Origin of the sequence: Enterobacter sp. BIGb0383, from assembly GCF_003751845.1 — a bacterium.
In the GTDB taxonomy this organism is placed as follows: domain Bacteria; phylum Pseudomonadota; class Gammaproteobacteria; order Enterobacterales; family Enterobacteriaceae; genus BIGb0383.
Genome location: NZ_RJKQ01000001.1, coordinates 1,070,280 through 1,083,842, shown reverse-complemented (window position 1 = coordinate 1,083,842; position 13,563 = coordinate 1,070,280). Strand labels below are relative to the sequence as shown.

Below are 13,563 nucleotides of genomic sequence, written 5' to 3'. Positions count from 1 at the left end.
TAGCCATGTCGCCCTCTGGCCGGTGGATAAGGACGGGCTGAGGTTTTTTGCATTTTGTCTTCTCTTTTTTCTCCCTGTTACATGTTATGGGCGCAGAGCTACGCTAAAATGCCGTAGCCCCCGTACGTGACAGGAGAATTTATGGATCTTTCCCACTGGCAAGAGCGCTTTGAAGCCTGGCTACGCCAGCACTATCAGCATCAGGATGCGGCGCACGATATCGGTCACTTTCGTCGGGTCTGGCTGACCGCCGGGCGCTTATCGGCCGGTGAACCGGTTGACCTGCTGGTGGTGCTCACCGCCTGCTATTTTCACGATATTGTCAGCCTCGCGAAAAACCATCCTGAGCGTCATCTGTCGTCGCAAAGGGCGGCCGAGAAAACCCGGCAGATCCTGACGGAGGATTTTCCGGACTTCCCGGCGCAGCAGATCCCGTCCGTGATGCATGCCGTTGCCGCCCATAGCTACAGCGCAGGTATTGCTCCCCAAACCCCTGAGGCGAAGATTGTCCAGGATGCCGACCGGCTGGAGGCGCTTGGCGCTATTGGTCTGGCCCGCGTGTTTGCCGTTGGCGGCGCCCTTAATGTGGCGCTATTTGACCCCGATGACCCTTTTGCGGAGCATCGCGCGCTGGACGATCGGCGCTATTCCCTGGACCATTTTCAGCGCAAGCTGCTGCGGCTCCCGGAAAGTATGCAAACGGTCGAAGGCCGCCGGATGGCCAATGACAGCGCCCGTTTTCTGGTGCAGTTTATGGCCCGCCTGAGCGCGGAGCTTGGCGGGGATTACAGCGGAAGCGATGAGCGGATCGCCCAGCGCTTCGCACCGCAGCCCTGACGGCGTAAATTGTGTTACTCTGTCGCCACTTTGTCTGGTCTGGTTAATTGTATGGAAAACTCTTCACTCAGCGCCCCTGAATACCAGATGGCGGAGACCGTAACGGCCCAAATCCACGCGTTGCTGAACAGGCTACTGGCGATTTATGACGTCAAAACCCTGGTGGGCGGGCTGATTGCCGTGGGTGACAACCACTGGAGTGCGGCGATCCTCAAACGCATGGCGGTCAGCCCGCGTGCCGGATCGCGGGTTAGTGAAAACGAACGCCTCTGGCTGAACAGCCTGCTGCCTCAGCCGCCGGTCCATCATCCGAATTATGGCTTCCGCTTTGTCGACCTCTTTGCCGGTATCGGCGGTATCCGCCACGGCTTTGAGGCGATCGGCGGCCAGTGCGTCTTTACCAGCGAATGGAATAAACACGCGGTACGTACCTATAAAGCCAACTGGTACTGCGATCCGCAGGAGCACCGTTTTAATGCCGATATTCGCGATATTACCCTGAGCCACAAATCTCAGGTGAGCGATGCCGAGGCGGCGGAGCATATCCGGGCGGCGATCCCTCAGCATGACGTGCTGCTGGCCGGCTTTCCCTGCCAGCCATTCTCACTGGCGGGCGTCTCCAAGAAAAATGCCATGGGCCGCGCCCACGGTTTTGCCTGCGATACGCAGGGCACGCTCTTTTTCGACGTGGTGCGCATTATTGATGCCCGCCGCCCGCCGATTTTTGTGCTGGAGAACGTCAAAAACCTCAAAAGCCACGACGGGGGTAAAACCTTCCGCATCATTATGCAGACCCTCGACGAGCTGGGATACGACGTCTCCGACGCCGGTGATATGGGCCAGGACGATCCGAAAATTATCGACGGTCGCCACTTTCTGCCCCAGCACCGGGAGCGCATTGTGCTGGTCGGTTTTCGTCGCGACCTGAACCTGCATAACGGGTTTAGCCTGCGTGATATTAGCCAGCATTTCCCCGCCAGACGGACTCGCCTGGCCGAGCTACTGGATCCACGGGTGAATGAGAAATTTATCCTGACGCCGGTCCTCTGGCACTACCTCTATCGCTATGCCAAAAAGCATCAGGCTCGCGGGAACGGTTTTGGCTACGGGCTGGTGGATCCGACGCGTGCGGATTGCGTCACCCGCACGCTCTCGGCTCGCTACTATAAAGACGGGGCGGAAATCCTGATCGACCGGGGCTGGGACATGGCGCTGGGCGAGAAAGATTTTAACGATCCGCAGAACCAGCTGCACCGGCCGCGACGTCTGACGCCGCGTGAATGTGCGCGACTCATGGGGTTTGAAACGCCTCAGGGCGAAGGCTTCCGCATCCCGGTATCGGATACTCAGGCCTACCGCCAGTTCGGCAATTCGGTGGTGGTGCCGGTCTTTGCCGCGGTGGCGAAGCTGCTGAAATCCCGGATCCAGCAGGCGGTTGCGCTGCGGGAAACAGGCCAGGACAGTGGCGGACGTTCACGATAAGGCCACGCGCAGCAAAAATATGCGCGCTATCGGCACCCGCGATACAGCGATTGAAAAGCGCCTGGGCGGGTTGCTGACCGGGACCGGATTTGACTGGCATGCCCAGGACGCCACTCTGCCGGGGCGGCCGGATTTCGTGGTCGCGCAGTACCGCTGCGTTATCTTCACCCACGGCTGTTTCTGGCATCATCACGACTGCTATCTCTTTAAGGTGCCGGCCACCCGCACCGAATTCTGGCTGGGTAAGATCGGTAAGAATGTCGAACGTGACCGTCGGGATATCGGGCTGCTGCTACAGCAGGGCTGGCGGGTGCTGATTGTCTGGGAGTGCGCCCTGCGCGGACGGGAAAAACTGTCGGATGAACAACTCGGCGACCGGCTGGAAGAGTGGATCTGCGGCGGCGGCGCTGCCGCGCAGATCGACACTCTGGGTATCCAGCAGTTAGATGACCCGTCAGGAACTCTTGCTGCTGTCGCACGGCGCGGTGACAACGCGCGGTGAGAACAGATATTTTCCGAGGGTAACCAGCACCACGGCGAAAATAATAATCGCCAGCGCCATCCATTCCATCCCAGACAGCATTTCGCCCGCAAAGGTGGTGCCCAGCAGCACAGCTACTACCGGGTTGACGTAGGCGTAGCTGGTGGCAATCGCCGGTGTCACATTGCGAATCAGATACATGTAAGCGTTGATGGCAATAATCGACCCAAAGACCGCCAGGTAACCGACCGCGAGGAAGCCCGATAGCGTGGGCAGGGTGGTCATTTTCTCTCCGGCAATCAGCGAGGCGGCCAGCAGCACAATTCCGGCCGTCAGCATCTCAATCGCGCCCGCCATCATACCGCTGGGCAACGCAATACGTGAACCGTATACCGATCCAAATGCCCAGCTCATCGACCCTATCAGAATAAGCAGCGCGGCCCAGGGATTACCGCTCAGGCTACCGCCGCTGTTAAGCAGGATAATACCGGCGAGGCCGATGGCGATGCCCAGCCATTCGATCTTACGCGTCGCAATACCGAACAGACGGCTAAAGCAGAGGGCAAATAGCGGCACGGTCGCCACCATCACCGCCGCAATACCGGACGGCACGTGCTGGTGTTCGGCCACCGTAACGGCACCGTTACCGACGGCCAGTAGTAAAACGCCCAGCAGGGCCGCATTGAGCAACTGACGACGCGGGGGCAGTTTATGCCCCGTCAGCATCAGCCACAGCATCAGCACCACGCCGGCGGAAAAGAAACGCACGCCCGCCATCATCAGCGGTGGCCAGCTTTGCACACCGATAGCGATGGCGAAATAGGTCGAGCCCCAGATAATATAGAGCGAGAAAAGCGCCCCGATGAGCGGTAAAACTTGCCTGAAACGCATACTCCCTCACGACAAAAGACAAAAATAGAAAGGTCGCTTACAGTAAACGTGAAAATAGTCACACTGGCGAGCGTTTAATTGCTAACGTAAGGTTGTTTAAATGTTGACTTTCAGTAATCCGACGGTCGACGACGGCTTGCGACAGACTTATTGAATAAATCAGAAAATAATCAGGAGTTTTATTTTGGCAGGTACAAGTTTACTAACGCTGCTGGATGATATCGCCACGCTGCTGGACGATATTTCGGTGATGGGAAAACTGGCGGCAAAGAAAACCGCCGGCGTGCTGGGGGACGATCTCTCCCTTAATGCACAGCAGGTGTCCGGCGTGCGTGCCAACCGCGAACTGCCGGTGGTGTGGAGCGTGGCAAAAGGCTCACTGCTTAATAAAGTGATTCTTGTCCCGCTGGCGCTGCTGATCAGCGCTTTTCTGCCCTGGGCGATCACGCCTCTTCTGATGGTTGGGGGTGCTTTCCTGTGCTTCGAAGGCGTAGAGAAAGTACTGCATACCCTGCATGCGCGTAAGCACAAAGAGAGCCCGGAAGTCCGCCAGCAGCGGCTGGAAGCGGTCGCCAGTCAGGATCCGCTGGCGTTTGAACGCGAAAAGGTCAAGGGTGCGGTGCGGACCGACTTTATTCTTTCGGCTGAGATTGTGGCGATCACCCTGGGAATTGTGGCGGATGCGCCGCTGTTAAATCAGGTGCTGGTCCTGTCGGGCATTGCGGTGCTGGTGACTATCGGCGTTTATGGCCTGGTCGGTGTTATCGTCAGGCTGGATGATATGGGCTACTGGCTGGTGGAGCGCAGCAGCGCGTTCGCCAAAGCGCTGGGGCAGGGCCTGCTGGCGCTGGCACCACGGCTAATGAAAACGCTGACCATTGTCGGAACCCTGGCGATGTTCCTCGTGGGCGGTGGGATTGTGGTACACGGGCTGTCGCCTTTGCACCATGCGATAACGGACTTTACTGCCGAGCAAGCAGAGGTTGTGCAGTGGGTGCTGCCAACGCTGCTGAATCTGGTGCTCGGCTTTATTATCGGCGCGCTGGTGGTCGGCGCGGTGAAAATCGTCTCGGCGCTTCGCGGAAGTACCCACTAAAAAAAGCCGCTGCGGTTATGCAAACTCGCCGAATTTCGTCTAAGGTGAAAAAGTTTCACCCTGATACCGGAGGCAATGATGGTCTTTGTAGTCAGCGATGAAGTTACGGCGAAAAACGGCGGGCCGCGTATGGTGGTAACCGGCTACTCCAGCGGAATGGTGGAGTGTCGGTGGTATGATGGCTATGGCGTTAAACGCGAAGCCTTTCGTGAAGATGAGTTGATGCCCGGTAGTCGACTATCGGGTCAGGAACAGACATAACCACCACGCCCGGCTATGCCGGGCGTTTTACTGGCGCGGCGAGTGGACGTCAGGGGTCAGTATCAGGGAGCGTATGTGCGTCGTGATAACCGAGTGAAGCATCCTCGCTGGCTGGCGCAGCTCAGCCAGCAATCCCGCCCGGGGCGGGTGGTCAACCTCTGCTTTATTATTGTCTTATTGCTGTCAACGGTGCTGACCTGGCGAGAAGTCGCGGTACTGGAGGACGCCTACGTCACCGGGCAGCAAACTAGCCTGGTCAATGTTGCACGCGCCTTTGATGCGCATATGCAGCTCAGTATCGATGATATAAGGATTTATCACGACAGCATGCCGGAGGCGATAAACGCGCCGCTCCCCTTTGAGGCGCTGCGCCATGCGAAAAATGACTTCGACGCTCTGCGAAAGCTGCCCGAGTGGGTCATTTCGCTTGATGTGATGCGCACGATCCCTGTTAAAGGCGTGTCTGATGCCTTTGTTGAAGAGACGCACCTGCTGTCACGGGCGCATCCCTGGCTTGAGAATGAGCTGACGGCGACCCTGGAGCTGGGCTATCTGATGTACCTCTCACGTCATGCCAGCCGCTTTGCGTGGCGCACACAGTACATTTCCCGCGCCGGTTTCTATCTCTCCTCTGAGGATCTGCACAATACCGACGGGACGGATATCCTCTCCAGCTACTATTCGCGCGAGTCTGAGCCGTGGATGGTGGAGCAAACCCCGCAGGCGAACCCGTCGCGTAAACTTCGCTGGTACAGCGCTATGACGCCCGAGGTCACGCTGACCGCCAGTATGCCCGTGGACTATCGTAACCAGTGGCTTGGCGTTCTGGCGATGGATTTCGACCTCTCTGCTATCAATACGTTTTTAGCCAACGCAGCGGCCGGAGAAGGGGATGGTCGGTTTCAACTGTACGACCGGCATATGAATCTGATTGCCTGGTCTGGTGATGTAGTGACCCTGAGCGAACGGGAAAATGCGCGTCTGGCCGGTGCAATTGCAAAAAAAAGTCGGGGCGGAATCCGATTTACGGGAGGTTACGTTAGCTGGCAGCGCCTGGCTGATTTTGACGGCGTGATGCTTCGGTTTCACACCTTTGGTGAGGGCGTGCGCAGCGATTTTGGCACTATCTCGATAGCCTTAACCCTCGTATGGCTGCTGTTTACCAGCATGCTGCTGATCTCCTGGGGCATTATTCGCCGGATGGTGCTCAATATGAGCGAGATGCAGCGATCGCTGGAGTGGCAGGCGTGGCACGATCCGCTGACGCGTCTGTACAACCGCGGTGCGCTCTTTGAGCGGGCGCGGCAGCAGACCAACCTTTGCCAGCAGAGGCAGGAGCCGCTGGCGGTGATTCAGCTGGATCTCGACCATTTCAAAAACATTAACGATAGCTGGGGACATCAGGCCGGCGATCGGGTTCTGGTGCACGTGGGCGGGCTTATCGGCAGTTCGCTGCGCGGTGGGGATATTGCCGGTCGGGTGGGCGGGGAAGAGTTTTGTATTCTGCTGCCGGGTACCGACCTTGCTGACGCGTACCAGATAGCGGAACGCATCCGCCAGCGTCTTAACAGCAAGGAAATTTTACTCTCCAGAGGCACGACGATACGTATCAGTGCCTCCCTGGGCGTGAGCAGCAGCGAAGAGCATCAGCAGTATGACTTTGAACAGCTCCAGTCGGTGGCGGATAACCGGCTCTACCGGGCAAAACAGCAGGGGCGTAATCAGGTCCAGGCCACCGATTAAAGGGGGCCGAGAAAGTGCTCCAGTCCTTCGCTCCAGCCGTTCGGGCCTTCCTGAGTCGTGTGCCAGACGCGCTGAGGGCGGTCATCGCGTAGCGTCACGCCCTGGCGGTTAAGCCCCTTGATCACCACCGCAAAATCGACGCAGTCCAGCAAAGGGGCGTCGTTAGGACCATCGCCCAGACCCAGGGTCGTGTAGTCGAGACGCTCCCGCTGGCGGTATTGTTCGGTCAGCCAGCGACAGGCTTTATCCTTACCGGCCTGCTGGTCGAGAACATGCCAGAAGCGGGCACCCTGCATAAAGCGCAGGCCGTACTGTGCCAGCGCCGCGCTGAAGGCGGCCATTTGCGCGTCGTCATCGCGCCAGATCAGCGTTTCCGACGCGATATGCAGCTTCGCCAGTCCCGCCTGGCTGCGGCTGACCCCGGTCCAGTCAGCAATCGCCTGGTCGTCGACTTCAGCAAAGCAGGTGAACTTATAGCCTCCCTCTTCGCGCAGCTTCTGCAGGATACGCAGGATATCTTCCACGGAGGCGCCGGTAATCAGCCGGGGGTAGTGTGGATCGGCCTCCCAGCGGGTATCGAGCTGGATGACCGCGCCGTTCTCCGCAATCAGCGGCAGACCTTCCAGCCCCAGGGTTTTCTGCAGCTGGGTCATTTCCGCCGCCGTCTTACTGCTGCACAGAATGACCGGCACCTGTGCCTCACGCAGGCGCATCAGCCAGGGAGCGGCAGGCTGCCAGTCGAGGGTATGGATGTCGAGCAGGCTGCCGTCCAGGTCGGTGAACACCAGCAATGGATTGTGCAGATTCGGCATGGGGTCTCCTCGATGATGAGCGGTTTATCCCAGGAATAATCTTAAAAATAATCGCAGGGATGATTTTATCTGGCCGGGATCGATCCCAGCGATATCAGGGCCTGCCGAAGCCTTATTCCGCTTCTCGTATGCGTTATGGTCATTCAGCATGATGATATATCTTGTCTTGCAAAATAATTGTGGATAATGTGTTCCCGACATCAGACTTCCTGATGTAACGAATTTTATGTGGCTTTAGTTTCACAGTATTTCATCCCGACCTCCCGGTCGGGTTTTTTTTAGCGGTTTATCTCCGACACGCTAAAGTCGTGAACATCGAGTTCAAATGCTTCTGCCAGTTCCCGCCATGTATGATAGTCATGCCCGTTTACGCTAAGCCGGTTCGGATCGTCACCGTCGGCAAAACGCACCTCACTCTCGCTGATCTCATTAATGGCGGCCAGCAGCGCCTCTACGTCAACGCCCGGGTCACGGTCGCTGTACTCTTTAGCGGTTTTCATTACCTTTGCCTCACAGGGTTGCGTGCTCGCCCTTAAGTATAGACGGTTGAGAAAATCACCACTTGCGCAGGCTGACTCTGCCCGCCGACGGGGTTTTGTTCTACACTGGCGTAAACGTGAAAGGAGGTTATCTATGCAGGTCAACGATCGGGTCACGGTCAAAACGGACGGGGGTCCTCGCCGCCCGGGTGTCGTACTGGCGGTGGAAACGTTTAGCGAAGGCATTATGTATCTGGTGTCGCTGGATGACTATCCGCTGGGGATTTGGTTTTTTAATGACAATGGGCACCCGGACGGGATCTTTGTGGAGAAGGCGGACTGAGTGGAGTGGAGAGCAAACGAACTGGCGGAGCAGACCGCCAGTTCGCGACTGCTTAACGCATATTAACGAAAATGCCGTTGGTGACATTATCGGTCAGACGAACCACGTGATAGATCACCTGCTTGTTGTGCGTCTTGATTTTCCTTTTAATATTTCCTTTATGTGAAGAGACGGTCTTCGCTTTTATATTCATTTGGTCGGAAATCTGAATCGTTCCCTGGCCGGACATCCACATTTTGAGCATGCTCGATTCCGTTCGGCTTAATGAAAGAGTCGGAAGATTGACATCGTGTGCGTCCGCAGTTTCCTTTTTAAGGTGGTCGCCAATAATATCGTCCAGTGATTCGGGCTTTATTGACTTGGAACTGATTAGCAGATTTTTACGCACCAACAGATATTCATCGAAATGTACGTTGGCAATCGCCATAAAAACGATAAACAACGTGCCGGGATGTTGATTAATGATCTGCTTGATATGCTGACTGCTTGCGGGATCGTGGATAAAACAGTCTTCATTAATAAACACCACACTGGGCTTGCGCGCATGGCAAACCGCTTCGAGATCGTCGACACCCGTTAGTTCGTCAATGTCTCGTTTCTTCACCCCCCGACTAACCAGGTACCCGGCTAATCCCAACCGGGTGTAACTGCACAGATCCATAATAATCGTCGACATGGCATACCCTCACTCAATGCGTAACGATAATTCACCCATACCTGAAGTTACACAATCGCCATATGGCTGAAAAATTTATGAAATATAACCACAAAAAGGCGATGGTAACCCGGCAAACCCACTATCCAGTAAAGTTACGTATAATTTGCCAGGAATCTTCTTAAAGTAAAGTAAATATTAGCTTCTGTGAGTGAGGTAAAAACAATTAAACCGCGCCAGGGATATCCTGGCTGAATTATTGACGATTTATTTTAAGATTTTCCTCAGGGTGAACTGACGCCGGAGGTGGGCAGTTCGCCAACAACATCCGCTAACAGATTGAAAACTTCGCTGAATAAACGTTCACAGTAAGGCGCGATTAACGGCATCAGCGCCGCCATCAGCAAAATACCGACCGTCAGGGTCAGGGGAAAACCGATCACAAACACCGACAGCTGCGGCGCCATGCGGTTGAGCATCCCCATGGCCAGGTTAAGCGCCAGCAGCAGCGTAAGAATGGGCAGCGCCAGCATCAATCCGTTGAGGAAAATCATGCTTGCCGCGCGGGTCAGGGCGAGAAACGCATTGCTGCTCAGCGGCTCACCGCCGATAGGCAGGGTGTGGAAGGTATCCACCAGCATCGAAATCAGCCACAGGTGGCCGTTAAAGGTCAGAAACAGCAGCAGCGCCAGCATATCGATTAAACGCGCCAGCACGGGCATGTTCAGCTTGCTGCCGGGGTCAATAAAGGTGGCGAACGACAGGCCCATCGCCAGGCCAATATACTCGCCCGCGGCACGGACCGCAGCAAAGGCGAACTGCATGGTAAAGCCCAGCGCAATACCGATCATAATCTGCTGCGCGGCGACCCACAGCATCCCGCCGGAAAACGGTGTGATTTCGGCGGGCGGCAGGGTCGGGGCAACAATATACGTAATCATCACCCCCAGACCGAGCTTCACGCGTTTCGGGATGGAGCGTTCGGCCAGAATAGGGGCGGTGGAGATAAGCGCCAGCACGCGCAGCAGAGGCCAGAAATACATACTGAACCACTGCACCCACTGATCGCTACTGATCTCTACCATAGGTTCGCTTAGCCGATGATATAAGGCAGATTGGTGAACAGGCCGCGCATATAGTCGAGCAGCAGATTCAGCATCCAGGGGCCGGCCACGATGATGGCGATAAACACGGCAACGATTTTCGGAATGAACGAAAGTGTCATTTCGTTAATCTGGGTCGCGGCCTGCAGGATACTGATGATAAGACCGGTGATAAGGGCAACCAGCAGCAGCGGTGCCGCCAGGGCCAGGGCCACTTTCATGGCCTCTGTCCCCATCATCATGACCGATTCTGGCGTCATTTGCGGCTCCTCAACTGTAGAAACTTTGCGCCAGCGATCCCACCAGCAGCTGCCAGCCGTCAACCAGCACGAAGAGCATTAGCTTAAAGGGTAACGCAATGGTTGCCGGTGGCACCATCATCATCCCCAGTGCCATTAGCACGCTGGCGATCACCAGGTCGATCAGCAGGAACGGAATAAAAATGGTAAAGCCAATCTGGAAGGCGGTTTTCAGCTCGCTGGTCACATAGGCCGGAAGCAGGATGCGCATGGGGACTTCTTCCGGTCCCTGCAGCGTGCCGGTATTCGACAGGCGTGCAAACAGGGCCAGGTCGGCCTCACGCGTCTGGCGCAGCATAAATTCACGCAGCGGCTGAGCGCCGCGCTCTATCGCCACATCCATTGAAATCTGGTTCTGGCTGAACGGCTGATAGGCGTCGGTATAGATCTTATCGATAACCGGCGACATGATAAAAAAGGTCAAAAACAGGGCCAGTCCCAGCAGCACCTGGTTAGGCGGTGCAGAAGGCGTGCCAAGAGCGTTACGCAGCAGGCCAAAAACAATGATGATGCGGGTGAAGCTGGTCATCATCAGGAGAATGGCGGGCAGGAAGGTCAGTGAGGTAATAAAGACCAGGGTCTGCACCGGCAGCGACCAGGTCTGGCCTCCGCCCGGCAGCGGCTGGGTGACTAAGCCCGGTAATTGCGCAAAGGCAGAGGGTGCCACCAGCCAAAGTCCGGCCAGCAACAGGCATAACAAACGGCGCATCAGGATCTCCCGGAACGCTTGAGTATTGACTTCATCAGTGACGGAAAATCGCTGGCGGCGGCTTTCGGCTCTGCGCTTTGCGGCGGAGCAGGGGGAAGCGTGTGCAGCAGGGTGATCTGTGCTGAAGTGACGCCAAGCACCAGCCTTGCGTCTTCAACATCGACAATCACCACGCGCTCACGCGGGCCCAGCGAAGTCGCGGCGCTGACTTTCAGGCCGCGGGTGCTGGCGCCTTTGACGCCCATACCTAAACGCTTTGCCAGCCAGGCGGCGGCGAGTATCAGCAGTATAATGCCAAACAGCGCGCTGCTGACCTGCACCAGCGGAGAGCTGGGGGCCGCAGCAGGCTGTGTGACCGTCGCCTGGGTTTTCATCTTAACGGCTCAGGCGGCGCATACGCTCGGACGGCGTGATGATATCGGTAATACGCACGCCGTATTTATCCGCAACCACCACAACTTCACCCTGGGCAATCAGGTAGCCGTTGATCAGGATATCCAGCGGTTCACCCGCCAGACCTTCCAGCGACACCACGGAACCCTGCGTCAGGCGCAGCAGCTCTTTGATGGTCATCCGGGTACGACCCAGTTCAACGGTCAGCTTGACCGGAATATCCATGATCAGGTCGATATCCTGCAGCGTACCGCTGACATCGCCACCGCCAAGCTGCTGAAATACGGAGTCAGCCGGGCTTTTATTGCCGCTGGTGGTGGTTTGTTGCTCGTTCAATGCATCAGCCCACAGATCGTCCAGTGCTCCATTGTTCTCGTCGGACGGATTATTCATATCACTCATTTGGGCTGTTCCTCGTTCAGCGAGTTCAAAATTGGGTTGATCAAATGCTCTACGCGCAGCGCGTACTGACCGTTAACCGTGCCATACTGGCTTGTCAGTACCGGTACGCCATCTACATGGGCGATAATGCGATCGGGTTTATCAATCGGCAGCACGTCGCCTGGCTGCAGCTTCAGGATCTGCGACAGGCGCAGAGGAACATCGGCAAAATTCGCAATCAGCTCCAGCTCAGAGTGCTGAACCTGACGAACCAGGTTTTCACGCCAGTTCTGATCTTCATGGCGGGAGTTTTCCAGCGGCGGATTCACCAGCGTTTCACGCAGCGGCTCAATCATGCTGAAGGGGAGACAGATATTGAACTCGCCCGTCAGGTTACCGATTTCTACATGGAACGGTGTATTTATCACGATGTCGTTAGGTGACGTGGTGATATTGGTGAATTTCACCTGCATTTCGGAACGCACATACTCCACGTCGAGCGGGTGAATGGCTTTCCATGCATCGCTGTAAGCTTCCAGCGCCAGTTTCAGCATACGGTTAATAACACGCTGTTCCGTATGCGTAAATTCACGGCCTTCCACCTTCGTCGGGAAACGTCCGTCGCCGCCAAACAGGTTATCCACGGCGATAAACACCAGGCTTGGCGAGAAGACGAACAGACCCGTACCGCGCAGCGGCTTCAGGTGGATCAGGTTAAGGTTGGTCGGTACCGGCAGGTTACGTGCGTATTCGTGATACGGCTGAATACGGATGGCACCTACCGTGATGTCCGGGCTACGACGCAGCAGGTTAAACAGTCCCATACGGAACTGACGCGCAAAACGTTCGTTAATGATTTCCAGCGCCTGCAGACGTTCACGAACAACGCGACGTTGCGTATTGGGGTCATAAGGACGTACTCCGCCGTCACCGGCTGCCCCCAACTGCGGTTCATCGCTCTTGTCGCTGTCGCCGTTCAGCAGCGCATCAATTTCGGCCTGAGAGAGAATGCTATCGCCCATGTCGTTACCGCAAAATGAAAGCTGTATACAGAACGTCAGTGACTTCCTGCTTCGGCTGACCCGGGACCAGTGGCGGCGCGATGGTTTCTTTTATCGCGTTGACCAGATTCTGTTTACCGGCATCGGTCGCAAGCTGAGTCGCATCCTGACGAGAGAAAAGCAACAACAGACGGCTGCGCACATCCGGCAGGTATTCGCTGATACGTGCACGGGTTGCATCGTCTTTCAGACGCAGGGTGATACCCACATACAGCACCCGATCGGCATCGCCAAGGTTTACGGTAAACGTATCCAGCGCGAAAAAGACCGGCGTCGGCGGCGGCGGTGGTTCTGCGGCTGCGGCTGGCGCAGACGGCTCCTGATGCATACGCCAGTAACTATAGCCCGCGGTAGCGCAGGCGGCGAGGGTGATCAACACCAACAGCGGGATCCAGATAGAACGCTTACGTTTTTTGTTGAGGGCTGAGTCAGTCATCTGATACGGGCTTCCTGTTTCGGTACTGCTTATGGCCTGATTATCCCGTGTCCTGTCCACGTCAAAGCGTGGAAAAGACGAGGATAATCACGCTACCTCTG

18 protein-coding genes are annotated in these 13,563 nt (G+C 56.4%); 7 read left to right on the top strand and 11 right to left on the bottom strand.

The features are described 5' to 3' along the window. Positions 1–141 precede the first annotated feature (141 nt). Genes EDF81_RS05300 through EDF81_RS05290 form a run of 3 tightly spaced genes read left to right on the top strand, consistent with a single transcriptional unit; the run spans position 142 to position 2,821 of the window. Entirely contained in the window at positions 142–837 is a 696-nt protein-coding gene (locus tag EDF81_RS05300) for a phosphohydrolase (RefSeq protein WP_123346915.1), read from the top strand. Between the two features lie 51 nt (positions 838–888). Beyond that, complete coding sequence (locus EDF81_RS05295) at positions 889–2,319, top strand: DNA cytosine methyltransferase (RefSeq protein ID WP_123346913.1); 1,431 nt, start codon at positions 889–891, stop codon at positions 2,317–2,319. After that, on the top strand, positions 2,300–2,821 hold the full coding sequence (locus EDF81_RS05290) for a very short patch repair endonuclease (RefSeq protein WP_123346911.1): 522 nt from the start codon (positions 2,300–2,302) through the stop codon (positions 2,819–2,821). The genes EDF81_RS05295 and EDF81_RS05290 overlap by 20 nt, the downstream gene beginning before the upstream one ends. On the opposite strand, the gene yedA is transcribed toward EDF81_RS05290, so the two are convergent. Next, complete coding sequence (gene yedA / locus EDF81_RS05285) at positions 2,774–3,691, bottom strand: drug/metabolite exporter YedA (protein ID WP_123346909.1); 918 nt, start codon at positions 3,689–3,691, stop codon at positions 2,774–2,776. The two genes, EDF81_RS05290 and yedA, sit on opposite strands and share 48 nt — an antisense overlap. 184 nt (positions 3,692–3,875) lie before the next feature. On the opposite strand from yedA, the gene EDF81_RS05280 reads away from it, so the two are divergent. The 3 genes from EDF81_RS05280 to dgcQ all read left to right on the top strand — a co-directional run bounded on the left by EDF81_RS05280 (position 3,876) and on the right by dgcQ (position 6,791). After that, positions 3,876–4,787: a DUF808 domain-containing protein gene (locus tag EDF81_RS05280; protein WP_123346906.1), complete on the top strand. Its 912-nt coding sequence runs from the start codon at positions 3,876–3,878 to the stop codon at positions 4,785–4,787. A 78-nt stretch (positions 4,788–4,865) separates the two neighbouring features. Next, the gene (locus tag EDF81_RS05275; RefSeq protein WP_184999482.1) at positions 4,866–5,048 is read left to right on the top strand and encodes a YodC family protein; all 183 of its coding nucleotides are present in this window, start codon (positions 4,866–4,868) and stop codon (positions 5,046–5,048) included. A gap of 75 nt (positions 5,049–5,123) precedes the next feature. Next, on the top strand, positions 5,124–6,791 hold the full coding sequence (gene dgcQ / locus EDF81_RS05270; protein WP_404851446.1) for a cellulose biosynthesis regulator diguanylate cyclase DgcQ: 1,668 nt from the start codon (positions 5,124–5,126) through the stop codon (positions 6,789–6,791). On the opposite strand, the gene EDF81_RS05265 is transcribed toward dgcQ, so the two are convergent. Together EDF81_RS05265 and yodD are read right to left on the bottom strand one after the other, a co-directional pair. Then, on the bottom strand, positions 6,788–7,603 hold the full coding sequence (locus EDF81_RS05265; RefSeq protein ID WP_123346900.1) for a mannosyl-3-phosphoglycerate phosphatase-related protein: 816 nt from the start codon (positions 7,601–7,603) through the stop codon (positions 6,788–6,790). The two genes, dgcQ and EDF81_RS05265, sit on opposite strands and share 4 nt — an antisense overlap. 278 nt (positions 7,604–7,881) lie before the next feature. After that, positions 7,882–8,103 carry a YodD family peroxide/acid resistance protein gene (gene yodD, locus EDF81_RS05260; RefSeq protein ID WP_123346898.1) on the bottom strand — a complete coding sequence of 74 codons (222 nt, stop codon included), beginning with the start codon at positions 8,101–8,103 and terminating at the stop codon, positions 7,882–7,884. Positions 8,104–8,236: 133 nt separating this feature from the next. On the opposite strand from yodD, the gene dsrB reads away from it, so the two are divergent. Next, positions 8,237–8,425, top strand: coding sequence for a protein DsrB (dsrB, locus tag EDF81_RS05255; protein WP_184999466.1), 189 nt, complete (start codon positions 8,237–8,239; stop codon positions 8,423–8,425). A 52-nt stretch (positions 8,426–8,477) separates the two neighbouring features. Here the strand turns inward: dsrB and rcsA are convergent, their stop codons facing one another. The 8 genes from rcsA to fliL all read right to left on the bottom strand — a co-directional run bounded on the left by rcsA (position 8,478) and on the right by fliL (position 13,462). Then, on the bottom strand, positions 8,478–9,101 hold the full coding sequence (rcsA, locus tag EDF81_RS05250) for a transcriptional regulator RcsA (RefSeq protein ID WP_123346896.1): 624 nt from the start codon (positions 9,099–9,101) through the stop codon (positions 8,478–8,480). 263 nt (positions 9,102–9,364) lie between these two features. Next, positions 9,365–10,165, bottom strand: a complete 801-nt coding sequence (gene fliR, locus EDF81_RS05245) for a flagellar biosynthetic protein FliR (RefSeq protein WP_123346894.1) — start codon at positions 10,163–10,165, stop codon at positions 9,365–9,367. 8 nt (positions 10,166–10,173) lie between these two features. Further along, a complete protein-coding gene (fliQ, locus tag EDF81_RS05240) occupies positions 10,174–10,443 on the bottom strand; it encodes a flagellar biosynthesis protein FliQ (RefSeq protein WP_123346892.1) in 270 nt (89 codons plus the stop codon). A gap of 10 nt (positions 10,444–10,453) precedes the next feature. Further along, positions 10,454–11,191, bottom strand: a complete 738-nt coding sequence (gene fliP, locus EDF81_RS05235; protein WP_123346890.1) for a flagellar type III secretion system pore protein FliP — start codon at positions 11,189–11,191, stop codon at positions 10,454–10,456. Continuing rightward, the gene (gene fliO, locus EDF81_RS05230; RefSeq protein WP_123346888.1) at positions 11,191–11,565 is read right to left on the bottom strand and encodes a flagellar biosynthetic protein FliO; all 375 of its coding nucleotides are present in this window, start codon (positions 11,563–11,565) and stop codon (positions 11,191–11,193) included. Before fliO ends, fliP begins: the two co-directional genes overlap by 1 nt. A gap of 1 nt (position 11,566) precedes the next feature. Continuing rightward, positions 11,567–11,986, bottom strand: a complete 420-nt coding sequence (fliN, locus tag EDF81_RS05225; protein WP_123346886.1) for a flagellar motor switch protein FliN — start codon at positions 11,984–11,986, stop codon at positions 11,567–11,569. Beyond that, the gene (fliM, locus tag EDF81_RS05220; protein ID WP_123346884.1) at positions 11,983–12,987 is read right to left on the bottom strand and encodes a flagellar motor switch protein FliM; all 1,005 of its coding nucleotides are present in this window, start codon (positions 12,985–12,987) and stop codon (positions 11,983–11,985) included. The genes fliN and fliM overlap by 4 nt, the downstream gene beginning before the upstream one ends. A gap of 4 nt (positions 12,988–12,991) precedes the next feature. Then, positions 12,992–13,462: a flagellar basal body-associated protein FliL gene (gene fliL / locus EDF81_RS05215; RefSeq protein WP_123346882.1), complete on the bottom strand. Its 471-nt coding sequence runs from the start codon at positions 13,460–13,462 to the stop codon at positions 12,992–12,994. Positions 13,463–13,563: the final 101 nt, after the last annotated feature.

Excerpts from the sequence above, each read along its gene's own strand:
- fliO (WP_123346888.1), bottom strand. The coding sequence starts at position 11,565 with ATGAAAACCCAGGCGACGGTCACACAGCCTGCTGCGGCCCCCAGCTCT.
- fliQ (WP_123346892.1), bottom strand. The coding sequence starts at position 10,443 with ATGACGCCAGAATCGGTCATGATGATGGGGACAGAGGCCATGAAAGTG.
- dsrB (WP_184999466.1), top strand. The coding sequence starts at position 8,237 with ATGCAGGTCAACGATCGGGTCACGGTCAAAACGGACGGGGGTCCTCGC.
- EDF81_RS05265 (WP_123346900.1), bottom strand. The coding sequence starts at position 7,603 with ATGCCGAATCTGCACAATCCATTGCTGGTGTTCACCGACCTGGACGGC.
- EDF81_RS05300 (WP_123346915.1), top strand. The coding sequence starts at position 142 with ATGGATCTTTCCCACTGGCAAGAGCGCTTTGAAGCCTGGCTACGCCAG.
- EDF81_RS05295 (WP_123346913.1), top strand. The coding sequence starts at position 889 with ATGGAAAACTCTTCACTCAGCGCCCCTGAATACCAGATGGCGGAGACC.
- rcsA (WP_123346896.1), bottom strand. The coding sequence starts at position 9,101 with ATGTCGACGATTATTATGGATCTGTGCAGTTACACCCGGTTGGGATTA.
- fliM (WP_123346884.1), bottom strand. The coding sequence starts at position 12,987 with ATGGGCGATAGCATTCTCTCTCAGGCCGAAATTGATGCGCTGCTGAAC.
- fliR (WP_123346894.1), bottom strand. The coding sequence starts at position 10,165 with ATGGTAGAGATCAGTAGCGATCAGTGGGTGCAGTGGTTCAGTATGTAT.
- EDF81_RS05275 (WP_184999482.1), top strand. The coding sequence starts at position 4,866 with ATGGTCTTTGTAGTCAGCGATGAAGTTACGGCGAAAAACGGCGGGCCG.
- fliN (WP_123346886.1), bottom strand. The coding sequence starts at position 11,986 with ATGAGTGATATGAATAATCCGTCCGACGAGAACAATGGAGCACTGGAC.
- yodD (WP_123346898.1), bottom strand. The coding sequence starts at position 8,103 with ATGAAAACCGCTAAAGAGTACAGCGACCGTGACCCGGGCGTTGACGTA.
- fliL (WP_123346882.1), bottom strand. The coding sequence starts at position 13,462 with ATGACTGACTCAGCCCTCAACAAAAAACGTAAGCGTTCTATCTGGATC.
- yedA (WP_123346909.1), bottom strand. The coding sequence starts at position 3,691 with ATGCGTTTCAGGCAAGTTTTACCGCTCATCGGGGCGCTTTTCTCGCTC.
- fliP (WP_123346890.1), bottom strand. The coding sequence starts at position 11,191 with ATGCGCCGTTTGTTATGCCTGTTGCTGGCCGGACTTTGGCTGGTGGCA.